The sequence below is a fragment of the Bradyrhizobium sp. S3.7.6 genome, assembly GCF_054061875.1.
This window is the reverse complement of record NZ_JBSSEQ010000001.1, coordinates 5,292,964-5,308,566: the sequence shown is the minus strand read 5'-3', so window position 1 is coordinate 5,308,566 and position 15,603 is coordinate 5,292,964. Positions and strand designations below refer to the sequence as shown.

Genomic DNA, 15,603 nt, shown 5'->3' with positions numbered 1-15,603 from the left:
CTGAACTGATGCCGGCGCCCGCCTTACGTATCCCTGTCTCGCTGAACATGGACGAATTCGACAAGGGCGTCGAGCGCGCCAAGACCGGCACGCGCCAGGCGACGCAGTTCGTTCTCAAGCAGTTTGCGGAGATGAATGCCTCGCTCGGCGGCCCTGCTGCCGCGGGGCTGTTCGCCGGCGTCGGCGCGTCCGCGCTGCAGTTGGTCGGCATCTTCGGCGCCGTGGTGACGGCGGCGAAGCTCGTCGGGATGGCGATCGACGGCGTGCGCGGCGATCTCGAGGAGATGGTTAAGGTCGCCGAGGGCGCGCAGCGCACCGGCCTGACGCCGCAGTTCTTCCAGGCCTTCATTGCTGGCGCCAAGGGCGCCGAGGCGGAGGTCGAGACCTTCACGGCGGCGCTGGACAAGGCGTTCCAGGCCACCAAGCCGACGCTTAATCCCGATTGGTCGGTGTGGGATCAGGGCGTCACCAAGGTCAATGCCGTCGAGAAGGCGCTGACCGAGATGCGCGAGATGTTCTCGACCAGCGACAAGTTCACGGCGCTGGACCTGTTTCGCCAGTCCGGCACTCAGGACGACCGCATCCGCGCCGTCATCACCGGCATGAAGGAATTGAACGCGATCGGCCAGCAGGTCGCCGCGCTCGATCTTGGCGAGAAGATGTTCGGCGCCAAGTTTGTCGACGGGCTGCGGCAGGGCAAAACGTCGATCGATGACATCGCTCGCACGATCGAAACCAAGCTACAGGCCTCGGACATCATTTCCAATGCCAGCGCGATGCGCGCCAAGGAGATCGACGACCGGCTCAACGATGCCTGGAACACGATCACCAACAACCTCAAGCCGAGCTGGCAGGATCTCGACGGCATCGCGCTCAAGATCAAGGATACATGGGCCTCGATCGTCGGGCTGATCGCCGAGGCGTCGGCGGCGGGGCCGCGGGCGCGCGATCGCGTGCAGCAGCTGCAGGATCAGGCCAGCTCGGTCGAGTCTCAGTTGAACGATCCGGAAAGCGCCGTGTTCGTCAATCCGAACCTGCTGCGCCAGCGTCAGCGTATGCTGGCTGCGCGGGGTCAGCCGTTCTCGGCGGCGCCGACCGGCATGTTCTCGGAGTTCACCGACTTTCCCGGCATCCCGAAGGACGAGGAGCTGTTTCCGCGTGCGCGCAATGGTGCCGCGCTGTTGCCCCGGCCGCGGCCGAGCGACGCTCCGAAGCCGCCGGAGGAAAAGGCGGAGCAGCGCGATCAGTTCGACGTCTCAATTGACAGCATCAACAAGCACATCGCGACGCTGAATGCCGACACGGCGGCGATGTTCCAGAACAATGCCAGCCGGGCGCAGTTGCGTGCCGAATTCCAGGCGCTGACGGCGATCATGCGTGACGAGGGCGAGGTCACGCAGGAGCAGATCGACAAATATGAAAAGCTGCGGCAGTCGATGTCGGCGCAGCAGGCGCTCGAGCAGTCCGGCATCCAGCTGACCAAGGAGCATTCCGACGCGTTCCTTGCGGCCTCGCGCAACATCAAGCAGGCGGCCGATCAGCACGATCAGGCGGCGGTCAGCCTGCAGAAGCTAAACAGTGCCTCGGCGACGGTCGGAAGCGCGCTGGAGACCGCTTTTGCCGATGCCGTGGTCGAGGGTAAGAATTTGAACGACGTGCTGTCGAGCCTGATCAAGACGCTGGAAAAGGCCGCGATCAACTCGGTGTTTGCGTCGATCTTCGGCGCGCCGGCGTCCGGCGGCCTGTCGCCTTTCGCGGGTTTCATCAAGGGCATCATTCCTGGCTTTGCTGACGGCACCGACAGCGCCCCTGGCGGCCTCGCGTGGGTGGGTGAGAACGGCAAGGAGCTGATGAACGTTCCGCGCGGATCGCAGATCATTCCGAACAATGTCGCGAGCCAGATCACCTCCGGCTCGACCGTCCAGAACACCTTTTACGTCTCCGGCGACGTTAGCCCCGCGACGATCGACAAACTGGCGCAAAGCGTGGTTGCGGCGCATCGCAAGGTCGACGGCGTGACTCGCCAGATGACCTCGATCCGGCGCGAGAACGCGACGGGGGTCGGCTGATGTCTGACCTCGAATTCCCGCGCGCGCTGCTGCGCGCAAAGCAGGACCCGTGGAACCTTGCCGGCGTCGCGGTTGCCGGCGGGCAGGCGAATGCTGGCCTCGTGCCGGGACTGACGCGGTCGGATGGCGGCGGCTATTGGACGTGCCGGATGCTGGATGTGAGCCTGTCGGGCCGGCAAGGTATCCAGGATCGCGGCCGCGACCGCCAGCGCATCTCGACGCTGCTGTGGCGCGCCGTGCGCCAGATATGCGACGGCGGCGTGGTCTCGATCATCGTCCCGCGCAATGACGCCCTCTATCGGCCCTGGCCAGCGGGTGTGCCGCACAAGGCAGGCTTTGACCTGCCGCACGACGATGGCTCGTCGTTCTCGGACGGCACCGGCTATTACCAGCCAATCATCGACATCACCTGTGCCGCCGCGACGCTGCGGGCGACGTCTCTCGACATTACCATTGTCTATGCCGGCGAGCTGATGGGCGGGGAATCCTTCTCGATCAACCATGAGAATGTCGGCTGGCGCCTATACGAGATCGCGACGGTCGACCAGGTCGACGACAATAGCGCGACCATTACGTTCAACCCGCCGCTGCGCGAGGCGGTCCCTGATGGCACAGTGCTGGAATTCGATCGGCCGCGCTGCCTGATGCGCCTGGTGCAGCCCTCGTCAATGGATTTTGCACCCCAGCCCTGGACCTTCAACTCCGCCAGCGCAGATTTCGTCGAGGCGCTGATCCCATGAATTTCAACGACGCGGAGCTGGCCGTGCTCGCTTCGGGCGTGGTGCGCATCGGTGTGTTCTTCCGGCTCGACGTCGAGCCGGAGCCGGTGCGGCTCTGGCTCGGCTTTGGCGATATCGAGCCGGGTGTCGATATCTTCGATCCGGCCGGTGCGCGCTATCGCGGCCTCGGCCAGCTCACCAACGTTCCGGCCTTCAGGCAGTTGCTGAATGGTGCGGCCGAGCGCGTCGAATTCGCGATGAGTGGGGTATCTGGCGACGTGTTTGAAAAAGCGATCACCAGCGGCGACGAGGACGCCGTCAAGGGGCGGCCGGCAACGGTCGGCTTTGGTCTGTTCGGCGATCGCTGGGACAGTCTGCTCGGCGGTCTGCACTGGTGCGCCTATTACGTTGCCGACTATCTCGTGCTGTCGCAGACCGAGGCCGATGGCGAGGGCAATGGCATGCGCAGCGTCGCGCTATCGTGCAGCACGCGTTTCACCGGACGCCGGCGACCCTCGCTGGCCTATTTCACCGATCAGGACCAGCAGGCGCGGCATCCAGGCGATCTGTCTTGCAGTCTGACACCGCAGTACGCGCACGGTTTCAATAAAACCTGGCCGGTCTTCTCCTGATGAACCTTGCTCGATACCTGGACCAGGTCGCTGGCCGTGACTGCGGTTATGGCGTCCTCGATTGTGCGATCTTCGTGGCGGACTGGCTCATGCAATGCGGCTGGCCAGATCCAATGCCAGACCGCCGCGGCACCTACGCAACCGAGCGTGATTATCGCGCCGCGATCCGCAGTGAGGGTGGCCTGGTCGCGTCGTGCCGGCGCCGCTTCGCGCGCATCGGCCTCGGCGAGGTCGTTGCCCCCCATGAGGGTGATGTTGCCGTTGCCTTGGCGCCGTTCGCACCGAGGCGTGGAAAAGCGCCGCTGCGCCTGCCGACAGGCTGCATCGTGCTGGGCGGTGCGACGGTGGCGTTGCTCGACTGGCCCCGCGGCATCGTTGGGGCTGATTTGCAAATTCTTGCGGCGTGGGGTCATTGCCGTGGCTGAAACAGTTGGACTTCTGATCCTCAGTTCTATTGGCGCGACGGCGTCGGTAACTGGCATTGGCTCGGCGAGCGCCTTTGTCATCGCCGACGTTGCCATCAGCGTGTCGGCGGCGGCGACGGTCGTTGGCACGGCGGCAATCGTAGGCGCATCCATCGGGCTACAATACGCGCTCAGCAATCCGAATGTGCCCAAGCCGGAAAACGGAGCGCAGCCGCTAAAACAATCTGTTCCGTCGCGGCAACGCGCCTACTGGATCAACCGACTGAGCGGCTATTACCTGTTGTTCCTCGGCGCCGGTGGAAACTCGCAAGACGTCATTGCCTTCCATAGCGGACGGATCGAGGAGGCGATCGGGCTGTATCTGCACGACACCTCCGTCTCGACGTCTGGAACGTTAGAGGATGGTCAATATTGCGTGGTCATTCCGCCGCATGACATCGCCTTCGAGTTTGTTGTGGTGACGATTTTCTACGGCACCGATACGCAGAATGTTGGCACCAGCACCCTGATAAATTCCGGGACCACGTCTGGTGTCTGGACCAGCGACTTTGCGGCAAAGGGAATCGCCTGCATCGGTATGGGATGCGGTGCGGCCCCGGACCCGTCAGAGTTTACCAAGATATATCCGCAGCAGCTGCCGCTGCCTTCAGTGGTCGCGAAATGTGCTCCGGTCTGGGATCCGCGCGATGGCACGCAGTCGCTCGGCGATCGCTCGACGTGGAGGGCTTCGCCCAACGGCGTTGTGTCGTTGATTGACTATCTCACCGAGGCCGACGGTGGCATGGGTGAGGATCGCGACATCATGTTCCCGCCGACGGCGCTGGCGCAATGGATGGCGGAGGCGGATCTGTGTGATGCCGATGTCGGTGGCCGTGCACGCTACCAGACCGCGGGCTTCTACCAGTTCGACAACGCACCGGAGAGCGTGATCGGCAAGCTGCTGGCGAGTATGGACGGCTGGCTGGGCGAGGCCGGTGATGGCTCGCTGGTTCTGACCGTTGGTGTCTATCGCGAGCCGACCGATCCGCCGCTCACAGCCGATCACATCAAAGGATTTAGTTGGCGCAAGGGTGTAGCCGATGAAGAGTCTGTCAATCAGCTCGACATCACTTTTACCAACCCGGCGGCGGGCTACGTCAGCGACCAGATCGCGTCCATCCGCGATGAGGATGCGATCTCACTGGCGGGCATCGTGCGTGCCAAGCCGCTCGATCTGTCCTGGGTGCAAAATGCCGACCAGGCGGCCGCACTCGGCGAGCGCGCCATGCTGCGGCTCAACCCGAAGCGGTCCGGCAGCTTCGTGACCACGCTCTACGGCATGCGCTATCTCGGCAAGCGCTGGATCAAGGTGCAGCACCCGCTGCTCGAGCGTGGCGCTGTGTGTGTCGTCGAGATTCAGGACAAGTGCGAGGTCGACCTGCTCGGCGGCCGCGTCACGATCAACTGGAATCTGGTCGATCCCGTCGCGCTCGCGGCGCTGAACTAGAAATCACTGTTGTCCTTTAAGGGGTCATTGCGATGGGGCTGATCAAGAAGGCCGTTGAGATTTTTCGCCGTTACGTGACCGATGGCGTTCCTGCCTCCGGCGTCAACGAGCCGAACAAGGACGATATCCGGGCGTGGGGGACGTTCCTCGAGTCGACGCTCGGACAGGTCGGTCTCGGCTATGCGACGCTGGCGCTTTTGAACGCTGATCTGGCTCACGGCGCGAACACCCTCGCAATCGTCTACAGCGATGCGACTGCCGCGAACAATGGGCTTTATCAGAAATCCGGCGGCAGCGGTTCTGGCGCGTGGACGCGTGTTGGCGATTTGCCGAAGGAGATAGTGCAGCTGAGCGTCACGGGCGGCACCGCCAACGCGATCACGGCGACGGCGATCGAGAATCCCACCGTACCGGGGGCGAAGCTCTATCTATTGACGCCGACCGCCAATAACACCGGCGCGACGACGATCACGGTAAATGGCGGCTCGGCGGTCCCGATTACGAATGCGTTTAATTCGACGCTTGCGTCGGGGTCCCTGATCGCCGGGTCTCAGGTTTTGATGGCTTGGCAAACTGATCACTACCAGCTGCTGATTGCGGCTGCTGTGGATGCAAACCCGATCCTGGCTGATACCGTGGCGGCGCGGGATGCTGCAATTGCCGCGCGCGATGCTGCGATTGCCGCGGCGGCATCGGGGGCGATCGCCTCGGCCATCGATCGCACGGCGCTGAAGGCGATCAACACGGCAGGCACGAAAGCCGCTGTCCTGCGCGAAGCGGGACGCGAAGGTGTGTTCATCTGGGAGACCGGAGATTTCGCAGCCCGGATAGCGGCCGATGCCAACGAAACGACCTACATCAAGGCCAATGCAGTCGCGGCGACATCAGGCGCATGGATGCGCGTCGTCTCGGAGCGAAATCGCGTCATACCTTCGGTGTTCGCGCCGCTTGCAACGTTCGGACTGAACTCCCTGCTCGATTGTGTCGCGCCGTTGCAGGCGACGCATAACATCGACATCGAGGCGATCTGGGATGAGAAGTACGGCGCGTCTCAGTCGGGCGGGCAGGATCTCTGCGTCGATTTTGCGAATGGCAACGACACGACCGGCAACGGCACCTATGCAGCCCCCTACAAGACCGTGAAAAAGGCGATGGCCGACGCTGGCGGGTGTCGCCGCATCTACATGCTCGGCGCGACGTCTGACGAGGTGCCCAACTGGACTGCGGCCGATGGCGTGCTGGGGAGCGGTCTCGCGCGCGCGATCAAGATCATTGCTTTGACGCCGGGCTTTATCTTCCGCAACCCTTATGAGTCCCTGGGTACTTTCACGTGGACGGCATCGGGCTCGGGCTATACCGCCACTCCGGTGACGACCACTCGGCGGCTGCACGCAGTGCAGTACCTGACGCTCGATCTGCAATATTTTGCGAGCACCGCGGCGGTGGATACGGCCGGGTACGGTTGGACCCAGAACGACAGCACGGGGCAAATCTACATCAATCTCGGCGGCCTCAACGTCAACGCGCTGAAAGGCGGTCTCACCGGCATCTGGGCCGGCGCTGCCGCGCGCATTTCGGGCGCGTGCCTCTACATCAAGAACTGCACGTTTTGGGGTCTGACCGATCTCCAGTTGCTCTACAGCCAGCCTGGCGCGGTGTGGGACCGACCCATCGTGTTCATGGAGAATTGCAAGGTCCAGTACGGCTCGGGGAGCTACAATCTCGGCCTGCTCGGCTACGGCATCGAAAACAAAGGCGGCATCCTCGTCACCAAGGGCTGCGAATTCAGCTGCAATGCCTTGGACGGCGTGAACGCGAATCCGGATGCCCTTGCCGGATCGGGGCAGGAGCCCTGGCACGTCACCATCGACGACAAGTTTTTCTCAAACGGCTACGTGCAGTCGCGAGCCTTCGTCGAGTTCATTACCGCCAACCCCGGCGCGCGGAACATTCAGGGCATTTCTTACCATCAGGGGCTCGTCGCGCAGATCAATTCTCTGGTCTACGACAACTACGGCCAGAACATCGCGCACACCCAGACCACGTCCACGGGTGGGGCGTGGCTGGTCGGTGTGAAGGCGGGCAGCCCGCGTGCGGATATGCAGGCGGCGCAAAGCTCCCTGGTGACGCCCTTCCCAAAGACGAGCGCGATCAACTCGCGGTTCGCCAACGTCGAGCTGCAAAGCGCAAACACCTGGGTCGATACTTGCGCCGCGGGTGGCCGCGACAGCACCTACGGGCTTGTCATCCCGAACGGCGCCAAGGTGTTCAACGGAAGATTCGATGGCTTCACGGGGGCGATACAGGGCGCGGTGACAGCCTATGATCCTGCCAATCCGGGTTGACGCGATCAGAACAGGTGAGTTTGTCCCGCGAACAAGCAAAGCCAGATCACAACGACCGATACGACGATCGTTATGACGGCCATCACCTTCTGCAGCAGATCAATCAATGGCGGTGGCTCGCGTCGTCGTCGATCTCTTTGGCAGCCTTGCCAAGATGTCCCCAGAGCCAGCCGCCAGCACCGATCGCGGTACAAACGAAAAAGATAACAACCATCAGGCTCGGGGGCATTATGCCTTCCTAAAACGGGAAGTCGCAACCGCCGCGTGCCGTGCGCCGTCGAGTCCCGTTCCTGAACCTACCTACTGCAACCGATCCGAGCAAGGCCGGGTTGAATCGCGCGTGGTATTCTCCCGTCCTTTCCTAAAAATCAGCCGAAGGTCTAATAACATGTTGCAAGTGCATGACATTTTGAGCTTCGGCCAAGACTACGTCCAACCGTTCTCTCGTCTGAGTTTTTCGTGAAGGCGTTTAATGCGGTAGCGCCGGATGGACCGATAACCGACCCAGAGCATCACCAGGGCGATAGCTATTCCCATCCAATAAACGGACATGAGGTTGCTCCTCGCAATAGGAGGAACGTATCAATCACAACCATTCCGAGCAAGGCTCGCCACGTCAGGCGTCCGGGGCCTAGCGTCTCACCAGGCGCTGTCTTCCTGGTGCTTCGTGGCCTCTTCAGGCGTCATGTCGCGGTACTCCCACTTGCCACGCCAGCGGCGCATCTTCCGGGTTGCCGGTCTGTAGGGGTGCCAGTCTCCGTCGTGGGCCAGCGTGCGGCCTCGAACGATCAGCCAGCCTAGAACGCCGCAAATGGCGATCACGATCGCAAAGATGATGAAGTTGCTCATTCGAGCATAGTGCCCCGCCAATTCCGGGCGGCACCATAACCGGACAACCGATCCGAGCAAGACCTGGTTGTATCGCGCGCCCTGTTCTCCCAGCCTTTTCTCAAAACATCAGCCGAAAGTCTAATAACATGCTGGACCTGCATGGCATTTCGCGTGCCGCGTTCGATCTCGTCGTCGCCGAGGAGGTGACGAGCGAGGCCGTCTATGAGCGGAAATACCGCCACGTGCTGGAATATCCGGGCCAGCAGTCCGGCCCGACCGGCGGCATCGGCTATGATTTCGGCACGCAGACCAAGGCGCAGATTCGGGCCGACTGGGGCGACAAGGTCGACGCCGGCATGCTCCGGATCATGCTGGCTGCGTCCGGCGTGCGCGGCGAGGCGGCGAGGGCCTATTCGTGCCAGACGCAGGGGCAGGTCGACATCCCCTGGGACGTCGCGCTCGATGTCTTCAGCAATCATGACCTGCCGCGTTATCTCGGCATCCTGGATCATTACTGCCCCGGCGCGGACCGGCTCGGCCCGGACTGCCGGGGCGCGCTGTTCTCGATCGCGCAGAACCGTGACGCCACCGGCTTCGTCAAGGCCGGCGCGCGCTATGCCGAGATGCGCGAGATCCGCGCCTGCGTGGCGAGCGGTGATCTCGCGCGCATTCCCGGCCTGATCCGCTCGATGAAACGGCTGTGGTCGCCGACCAATGGCGTCTACAAGCGGCGCGAGCACGAGGCCGTGCTGTTCGAGCGCGGGCTCGCCGAGCATCATCCGGACGAGCATGCGCGGCTCGAGCACGTGTCGCCGGCGCCGGATCCGGACCTGGTCGTGCAGGTCCAGTCGCGGCTGCGCGAGCTTGGCTATTACGACACCGGCGCCGTCGACGGCCAGCTGGTGCCGAAGGGGCGGACCGAGGCCGCCATTCTCGCGTTTCGCCACGAGCACGATCTGCCGCTGGTCCCCGGCATCGACGACGATCTGCTCGCCGCGATGGCGCGGGCTGAGCCGCGGCAGATCTCGGAGATCCGCAGCAATGCGACCGCAACCGATTTGCGCGGGCAGGGCTCGGAGACAATCGCCATCACCGACCAGGTCAAGGGCTGGGCCGGCAAGCTGTTCGGCGGCTCCTCGACGCTCGGCCTCGGCGGCCTGCTCGCCTGGATCACCGACAAGGCGACGGCCTTCTCCGGCGCCAAGGACGCGGTTGGCGGCCTCGGCATCCCGCCGGCGGCGATCGCCTGGCTGCTGGCGGCCGTCGTGGTGCTCGCCATCGTCGCCGGCCTCGGCGTGCTGATCTGGTTCGTGGCGCACAAGGTCGAGGTCAAGCGCGTCGTCGACTATCGCGCGGGCAAGAACACATGAGCGGCGCCATCATCGCCGCGATCGTGCGGCTCGCCGGGCTTGCCGGCGTCAAGCTGTCGCCATTCTGGGCCGGCGCGGCGCTCGCTGGCGCTCTCGCGCTGATCGTCGGCTGCGCGGCCACGGCCGCCGGCGTTCACCTCTACAACGCCGGCTATGCGGCGGCGGACGGCGCCTGGCGCGAGAAAGCGCTCGACGCGCAGCTCGCGGCCGCGCGCAAGGATCTCCTCGAGGCCAACCGGGCGGCGGGCGACGCCGCGCTGCGGGTGAAGGCGATCGAGCAAAAGGCAGAGCAGGAAAAAGCGGGGACCGGCGCCTATGTCGACGAGCTGGAGAAACGGAATGCTGCGCTGGCGGCGACCGGTAAGCCGAATGCTTGCGGTCTCACTTGCGATGATCTGCGCGGGATGCGCATCAAATCCGCTGCCTGCGCCGCTCCGGCGGGATCTGCCGGCGGCGTCAACGCAGATCTTCGCGCCCGTGCGCGATCCCTCCGCAACCCTCAATAGCGACGCGCGCGAGCGCCTGGCGCGCACGCGCGACGCGCTGAAGGAGGCGAACCAGCGGCTCGAGCAGGGGCGCGCCTGGTACGAGGGCGTGCGGCAGTCCTACGGCGAGGGCGCGAAGTGACTGAAGGTGAATCCATCCAGGCGGCGCTGCGCGACATGGCCAAGTCGATCGGCGGCCTCGAGTCGACGGTCACGAGCCTGACGACACAGTGGCGCGCGCAGGACGAAAAGGCCTCTCTCGGCCGTCGTGACCTGCACCAGAAGCTCGACGCGTTGGTGAATGACCTGCGCACGCTGGAGGGCTCGGTCAAGGCGGCAATCTCGGACATCGCCTTCATGAAGCCGATCGTCGACGGCGTGATCGAGGCGCGGCAGCAGGTCAGGGGCGCGGTCAAGGCCGGCCGCTGGATCTATTGGGTCGCATCCGGCGGCGGCGGCGCGGCCGTGCTGTGGGTTGCCTCGCACTTCTTTTCGGTGACGCTGAAATGAAGCTGTCGCAGATCGTGATCGATGCTGCGGCGATCCGCGGCGAGCTGCGCGACGTGCTGACGGCCGGCCTGGGCGTGATGCTGTGCCTGGCGATCGCGTGGGCCGTCACCGAGCTGCGCCGGCTGTGAGATCCGCGCCCACCCCCTTTTAACGATTGAGGCTTTCAATCGCCTTCAATCTGTTTTCGATCGCTTCCATCCTCGATATGGCTCCTGTAATGTCTTGACCATTGACAACAACCTGATCATCCCTGCTGATGATTGATCCTTTCCCGATGGCAATGGAGCGTTTCGGTTTGCAGGTGTTGATTGCGACCCGCACGTTACGGCCGGGTGTGATCGCTGCATATTTGTTGCCGACGTAGCCGACGCTGTCTTGGTCGAACACGATGAACGGTAATAAGCCGCCCTGCTGCCACTCGGCAGATTTGTTCGTTGGCATCTCGTCGGCGAACAGCATCAGGTTAACGCGGGCGCCCGGTGCGCCAAGTCCATGGCTCTTGATGATCCAGGGCGTGTGGTCGTGGTGGTCAATTTGGATCTCCGAGACCTGTAATTCAGGGCCCGGGATGCGGGCGGTCGTGACGTAAGCGCCGTGCATTACCAGGTCCTCGCCTTCTGAGAGTGCGCCGGCATCGCGCCCCGATGCGATGGTTCTATTGACGATGGCGCCGTTCAACGAGTTCAGGCCTGATGCATGCGACTCCCGAGCAAAGCATGAGTGACCGGAATATAGACCGACAAAGGTGCTGTCCTCAGCATCTGCATATTCCAGCGCCGCGTATCCCTGCGCGGCAACCCTCCGAATCCTGGCTTTCTGAGCGGCGTATTGTCCCGAGATGTCGCTCAACTCGAAGTCGGCACCGATGCCGCAGGCATCTCCGATGCAAGACGTAGAAACCCCGCGCGCATCTGCTGCCGCGCCACGTCCGTTGATGACGCAATAGCTGAGAACTGCATTTCTCGCGGTGCTTTCGTCGCCTGTTATGATGTTGTGTTCGCCCGCACCGTTTAAAAAGCCGCCGCCGACGATTTGATTGGTCGAGCCTTGGGCAATAGCTTCGTGCGGAAGCGCGGCGGTGCCTATGACGGCAGCAAAAGCCTGAAAGAGCTTTCTGCGATTCATTCGTTTCCCAGTCACGTAGGCCAGCCAGGGTCGCACGCTACTCCGCCGCAAACCTCCCACGCAACCTGCTTTTAATTTGACAAATTCGTCTGCCGGCGGCTTCGGCACAGGTCTTCGCACCCGTGCGCAATCCCTCCGCAAGCCTCAATAGCGACGCGCGCGAGCGCTTGGCGCGCACGCGCGATGCGCTCAAAGAGGCGAATGACCGGCTCGCGCTGGGGCGCGCCTGGTATGACGGCGTAAGCAGAGCTGCGGCGAGGGCGCGAAGTGTGCGGTGATGTCGTGACATGGGGCGCCGTCGAGGTTGCGGTCGGCGCCGTCATCTCGATCGTCACGTTCTGGACCCGCTACTCCGATCGGCTGAGGAACCGTTCAAAGTCATGTTTGAACAGTTCCGCGCCCGTTGTGTTGAGATGATCGTCGTCAAAATACAAGATCTTGCCATCGATCACTGCCTTGCAGACCTGATCGTCACAAAGCCTTCTTGATGGATCGAAGACTTGAAAGTGGTCGGAAACGTAAGGCCGGAGATGGCGCATCGTCTGCTCGCGGCGTGCCTGGCTGATAGAGACTGGCACGAAGAACCGATCGATGGATCGCCCGAACATGAGGTTTGCGGCGGCTGTCGGAGGGACATCGATTTTCTGTTGAGGCACCGTCAGCACGAAATAGACTTCAATATCTTTGAAGGTCTCAATCGTCTGCCTCAAGCCAAAGTCGAACGCGCGGAAAGGCTCAATCGGGTCGTCGTAACGACCGGCGAATTGCAGGACTGCGGGGGTTTCTGCGTCCAAGCCCCCAGGGAGGCCACCGAACAGATAGACGTCCCATCTGGAGATCAGAAATACCTTCTTGATGTGGTAGTCTCTGACTTGCTTCGCAACATCTGCGAAGAATTGCGCGCATTTAAGAGTCCGAGATCCGCCGTGGGTTAATCCAGAGAGTGCCGGACATCCAGCGTAGACCGCGAGAATGCCGCGCTTGCCTGTCGCAAGCGCGGCTTCCTGCATCGTCGATGCCATGGCAAAGCCGTGGCTATCTCCGATTAGCGCAAAGTCGAGCTTTTCAGTCGCACTCGGCGGACCAAGCCTGCACAGCTTGTCAAGGGCCGCCATCTCTGGAATTGAGACCTCGAAGTCAGTGCCTGGCGGATCGAAGCACTTGTGGAACTCGGGTGACATAACCTTCGCGGCGAGGGCCATCTTGGCCGACTTCGGCAAGCGCGACGGAACGCCATCGGTCCTGATTACGAAGAAGCACGCGATCAGCGCGGCGGCGGAGGTCGCGGACGCTGCGCCGACCAACCTCGGCCAATGCGGTATCGTCCATATGGGCGAGCGCCTGAAAAAGGTTTCGACGGAGTAGTAGGAGGCAGTCGCCAGCGTCGTCGAAATCAGCATGGCGCCCGCGGCAAGGCGTCGAGGATCTTCGATATACATCCGCAGGAACACGATGACGGGCCAGTGATACAGGTAAAGCGAGTAGGAGATCAGGCCGAAGAAGCGCAGCGGCCGAAGCGACATGATCGCGTTCGCGGAGGTCTCCTGTGTTGACAGGATCAGGAACAATAGCGCGGCGATCGACAATGCCGCCTGAGTTTTGAGGTTATGTCCAAACGATGATGGGGCAAAGAGACAGGCGAGGATGATTGCGATCCCCAGAAGCTGCGCCGGCCCGTTTGCGATGTTTTTCCTGATTGCGTAGCGGCTATTCGCGATGATGGCGCCAATAAGCCCAAGGCTGAACTGCCAGCACCGCGATCCGATTCCGTAAAACGCGAGTTGGCCATCTCCGGCAGCGATCAAGCTGAAGGAATGATGGAAAGACAAGGCGCAGGCAACCGCCGCGATGGCGCCAATGATCAACCGGTTTCTTATGAACAGGATGAGAGGAAATGCGAGATAGAATTGCTCCTCGACCGACAGTGACCACGTGTGCAGGAATATGCGCGATGTGGCGGCATCGGCAAAGTAGTTCGTGGTTTCGTAGAAAAAATAATTGGCCCTGATCAGCAGGGTTGCAGTGGCCTGGTTCGCTGTGTCCACAAATGGCGGGGGCAGCAGAAGAAAGTAGCTTGCCGCCAAGGTCAGAATTATCATCGTGACGAGAGCCGGGAAAATGCGGCGCAACCGAGCGTAGTAAAAGGCCAAGATTGGCGTCGGGGCGGGGCGACGGAAAGCGCTGGTGGCCACGACGAAGCCGGAGATTACGAAAAACAGATCGACGCCCAAAAACCCGCGCTCAATGAGCGACTTGTCTACGTGGTAAAAAAGAACACTTAGAACCGCGATGGCACGAAGGCCGGTAATGGGTCGTATTTCAGTCTCCGCAGCGCGCAGCAAAGCCGTCTGCGCGACGGGCGCAATCCGCTCCATCGTAATCATGAATTCCCAGCCCAACTTCCTCAGCCGGGCAAGGAACTAGCCTGCAACCTCGCCGCGAACAAGCCTCTTTAAGCATGGGTGGGGGGTCGAGCGCGCGGAGGCCGTGATGATCCCGGCCGGCGGCTCAAGCCCGGCGCGCCAGTCCGGCCGCGGACGATGCCCGTTGCATCGCGCGGGGCGCGCCAGTCTTTTGGTTGCCTAGTCGAACCGTCGCGACATCGCCGGGTGCGTTCGGTTCTTGACCTTGATCCAGTCTTTCGACCGGCCGGCGCCATAGCGCCGGTCTTTGCGTTTGGAGACCAGGCCCTCGAGGCCCATGCGGCAGGTGGCGCCGAACAGCTCCGGCCCGATCGCGGCGGCCTCGAACGGCGCCACGAACATGCCATCCGGTCGGCCGCGCAGCAGCCGCGCCAAATTGGTCTTGCGCATCGTCAGCGGCAGCTGGCGCAGATCCTCACCGCCGAGCGCAAGGATGTCGAAGGCGTAGAGCTGCACCTCGGCGTCGTGCCGGCGTGAGTGCAGGGCGTCGAAGTCCGAGACGCCGTCGACGCCGAGCAGCACGGCCTCGCCGTCGACGACGAATTGCTGCTCGCGATTCTTCAGCGCGGCCTCGACGATCCATGGGAATCGGCTGGCCCAGTTGTGGCCGTTCCTGGTGAGCAGCCGGACGTCGCGGCCCTGGCGCTCGACGCGCAGGCGGTAGCCGTCATACTTGATTTCGTGGATCCAGTCGGGGCCGGCCGGCACCGTCTTGGCGGGGGTCGGCAGGCAGAATTCGAACGCGCTACGCATGTCGCCGAAATAGGGATTTTGGCCGTGGGATGCCAGAGCGGACCGCGTTTCGCTGTGCGGAATGGCTCCGGGGATTTCTCCGGGGATTTTGTGCCTCACCGGGCCGCATTTGGGGCCTTTGATCCCCACTCGTTCTATTCATCTGGTGTATTATTTTATTGCGTGGCCCGGTAATTGTCTTTGATTTCTATAGTTTTTTGCTGGCGATCCCAGCAGGACTCGAACCTGCAACCCGCGGAGTAGAAATCCGCTACTCTATCCAGTTGAGCTATGGGACCGTCGTGAGACCAGCCTTGCGCCAGCCTTGGCTGCCGCCTGCCGGTCTTCTATCACGCCAGATATAAAAAATCCTCGACCCCGCCAAGTCTGAACCGAACCGTTTTCCTCAACGCCGCGACTAAGCGGAACGGTGGGGTGTCAGGGTGCCGGG

16 protein-coding genes and 1 tRNA gene are annotated in these 15,603 nt (G+C 62.6%); 11 read left to right on the top strand and 6 right to left on the bottom strand.

All coding sequences use genetic code 11. The features are described 5' to 3' along the window. Positions 1-8: 8 nt before the first annotated feature. The 6 genes from ACVJ5M_RS25755 to ACVJ5M_RS25730 are packed head-to-tail and all read left to right on the top strand — an operon-like array spanning position 9 to position 7,676. Positions 9-2,069, top strand: a complete 2,061-nt coding sequence (locus ACVJ5M_RS25755; protein WP_354099647.1) for a BAR domain-containing protein — start codon at positions 9-11, stop codon at positions 2,067-2,069. After that, on the top strand, positions 2,069-2,809 hold the full coding sequence (locus tag ACVJ5M_RS25750; protein WP_354099648.1) for a hypothetical protein: 741 nt from the start codon (positions 2,069-2,071) through the stop codon (positions 2,807-2,809). Before ACVJ5M_RS25755 ends, ACVJ5M_RS25750 begins: the two co-directional genes overlap by 1 nt. Continuing rightward, complete coding sequence (locus ACVJ5M_RS25745; protein WP_354099649.1) at positions 2,806-3,420, top strand: hypothetical protein; 615 nt, start codon at positions 2,806-2,808, stop codon at positions 3,418-3,420. The genes ACVJ5M_RS25750 and ACVJ5M_RS25745 overlap by 4 nt, the downstream gene beginning before the upstream one ends. Next, positions 3,420-3,845: a DUF6950 family protein gene (locus ACVJ5M_RS25740; protein ID WP_354099650.1), complete on the top strand. Its 426-nt coding sequence runs from the start codon at positions 3,420-3,422 to the stop codon at positions 3,843-3,845. The genes ACVJ5M_RS25745 and ACVJ5M_RS25740 overlap by 1 nt, the downstream gene beginning before the upstream one ends. Continuing rightward, positions 3,838-5,331, top strand: coding sequence for a phage tail protein (locus ACVJ5M_RS25735; RefSeq protein WP_354099651.1), 1,494 nt, complete (start codon positions 3,838-3,840; stop codon positions 5,329-5,331). Before ACVJ5M_RS25740 ends, ACVJ5M_RS25735 begins: the two co-directional genes overlap by 8 nt. A gap of 32 nt (positions 5,332-5,363) precedes the next feature. Beyond that, the gene (locus ACVJ5M_RS25730; RefSeq protein WP_354099652.1) at positions 5,364-7,676 is read left to right on the top strand and encodes a hypothetical protein; all 2,313 of its coding nucleotides are present in this window, start codon (positions 5,364-5,366) and stop codon (positions 7,674-7,676) included. Positions 7,677-7,779: 103 nt separating this feature from the next. On the opposite strand, the gene ACVJ5M_RS25725 is transcribed toward ACVJ5M_RS25730, so the two are convergent. Together ACVJ5M_RS25725 and ACVJ5M_RS25720 are read right to left on the bottom strand one after the other, a co-directional pair. Continuing rightward, positions 7,780-7,905 carry a hypothetical protein gene (locus ACVJ5M_RS25725; protein ID WP_354099653.1) on the bottom strand — a complete coding sequence of 42 codons (126 nt, stop codon included), beginning with the start codon at positions 7,903-7,905 and terminating at the stop codon, positions 7,780-7,782. A gap of 410 nt (positions 7,906-8,315) precedes the next feature. Continuing rightward, on the bottom strand, positions 8,316-8,525 hold the full coding sequence (locus tag ACVJ5M_RS25720; protein ID WP_354099654.1) for a hypothetical protein: 210 nt from the start codon (positions 8,523-8,525) through the stop codon (positions 8,316-8,318). Positions 8,526-8,653: 128 nt separating this feature from the next. Between ACVJ5M_RS25720 and ACVJ5M_RS25715 the strand changes: the two genes are divergently transcribed. Genes ACVJ5M_RS25715 through ACVJ5M_RS25695 form a run of 5 tightly spaced genes read left to right on the top strand, consistent with a single transcriptional unit; the run spans position 8,654 to position 11,000 of the window. Beyond that, positions 8,654-9,877, top strand: a complete 1,224-nt coding sequence (locus tag ACVJ5M_RS25715; protein WP_354099655.1) for a peptidoglycan-binding protein — start codon at positions 8,654-8,656, stop codon at positions 9,875-9,877. Beyond that, positions 9,874-10,383, top strand: coding sequence for a protease IV (locus ACVJ5M_RS25710; protein ID WP_354099656.1), 510 nt, complete (start codon positions 9,874-9,876; stop codon positions 10,381-10,383). Before ACVJ5M_RS25715 ends, ACVJ5M_RS25710 begins: the two co-directional genes overlap by 4 nt. Beyond that, complete coding sequence (locus ACVJ5M_RS25705; RefSeq protein WP_354099657.1) at positions 10,355-10,504, top strand: hypothetical protein; 150 nt, start codon at positions 10,355-10,357, stop codon at positions 10,502-10,504. Before ACVJ5M_RS25710 ends, ACVJ5M_RS25705 begins: the two co-directional genes overlap by 29 nt. Next, a complete protein-coding gene (locus tag ACVJ5M_RS25700; RefSeq protein WP_354099658.1) occupies positions 10,501-10,872 on the top strand; it encodes a DUF1515 family protein in 372 nt (123 codons plus the stop codon). Before ACVJ5M_RS25705 ends, ACVJ5M_RS25700 begins: the two co-directional genes overlap by 4 nt. Then, positions 10,869-11,000: a hypothetical protein gene (locus ACVJ5M_RS25695; RefSeq protein ID WP_354099659.1), complete on the top strand. Its 132-nt coding sequence runs from the start codon at positions 10,869-10,871 to the stop codon at positions 10,998-11,000. The genes ACVJ5M_RS25700 and ACVJ5M_RS25695 overlap by 4 nt, the downstream gene beginning before the upstream one ends. Positions 11,001-11,019: 19 nt before the next feature. On the opposite strand, the gene ACVJ5M_RS25690 is transcribed toward ACVJ5M_RS25695, so the two are convergent. The 4 genes from ACVJ5M_RS25690 to ACVJ5M_RS25675 all read right to left on the bottom strand — a co-directional run bounded on the left by ACVJ5M_RS25690 (position 11,020) and on the right by ACVJ5M_RS25675 (position 15,451). Then, the gene (locus ACVJ5M_RS25690) at positions 11,020-11,997 is read right to left on the bottom strand and encodes a hypothetical protein (protein WP_354099660.1); all 978 of its coding nucleotides are present in this window, start codon (positions 11,995-11,997) and stop codon (positions 11,020-11,022) included. Between the two features lie 347 nt (positions 11,998-12,344). Next, positions 12,345-14,396, bottom strand: coding sequence for an acyltransferase family protein (locus tag ACVJ5M_RS25685; RefSeq protein ID WP_354099661.1), 2,052 nt, complete (start codon positions 14,394-14,396; stop codon positions 12,345-12,347). 183 nt (positions 14,397-14,579) lie between these two features. Continuing rightward, positions 14,580-15,173, bottom strand: coding sequence for an ATP-dependent DNA ligase (locus ACVJ5M_RS25680; protein ID WP_354099662.1), 594 nt, complete (start codon positions 15,171-15,173; stop codon positions 14,580-14,582). A 201-nt stretch (positions 15,174-15,374) separates the two neighbouring features. Beyond that, positions 15,375-15,451: transfer RNA gene (locus ACVJ5M_RS25675), tRNA-Arg, on the bottom strand. Positions 15,452-15,603 lie beyond the last annotated feature (152 nt).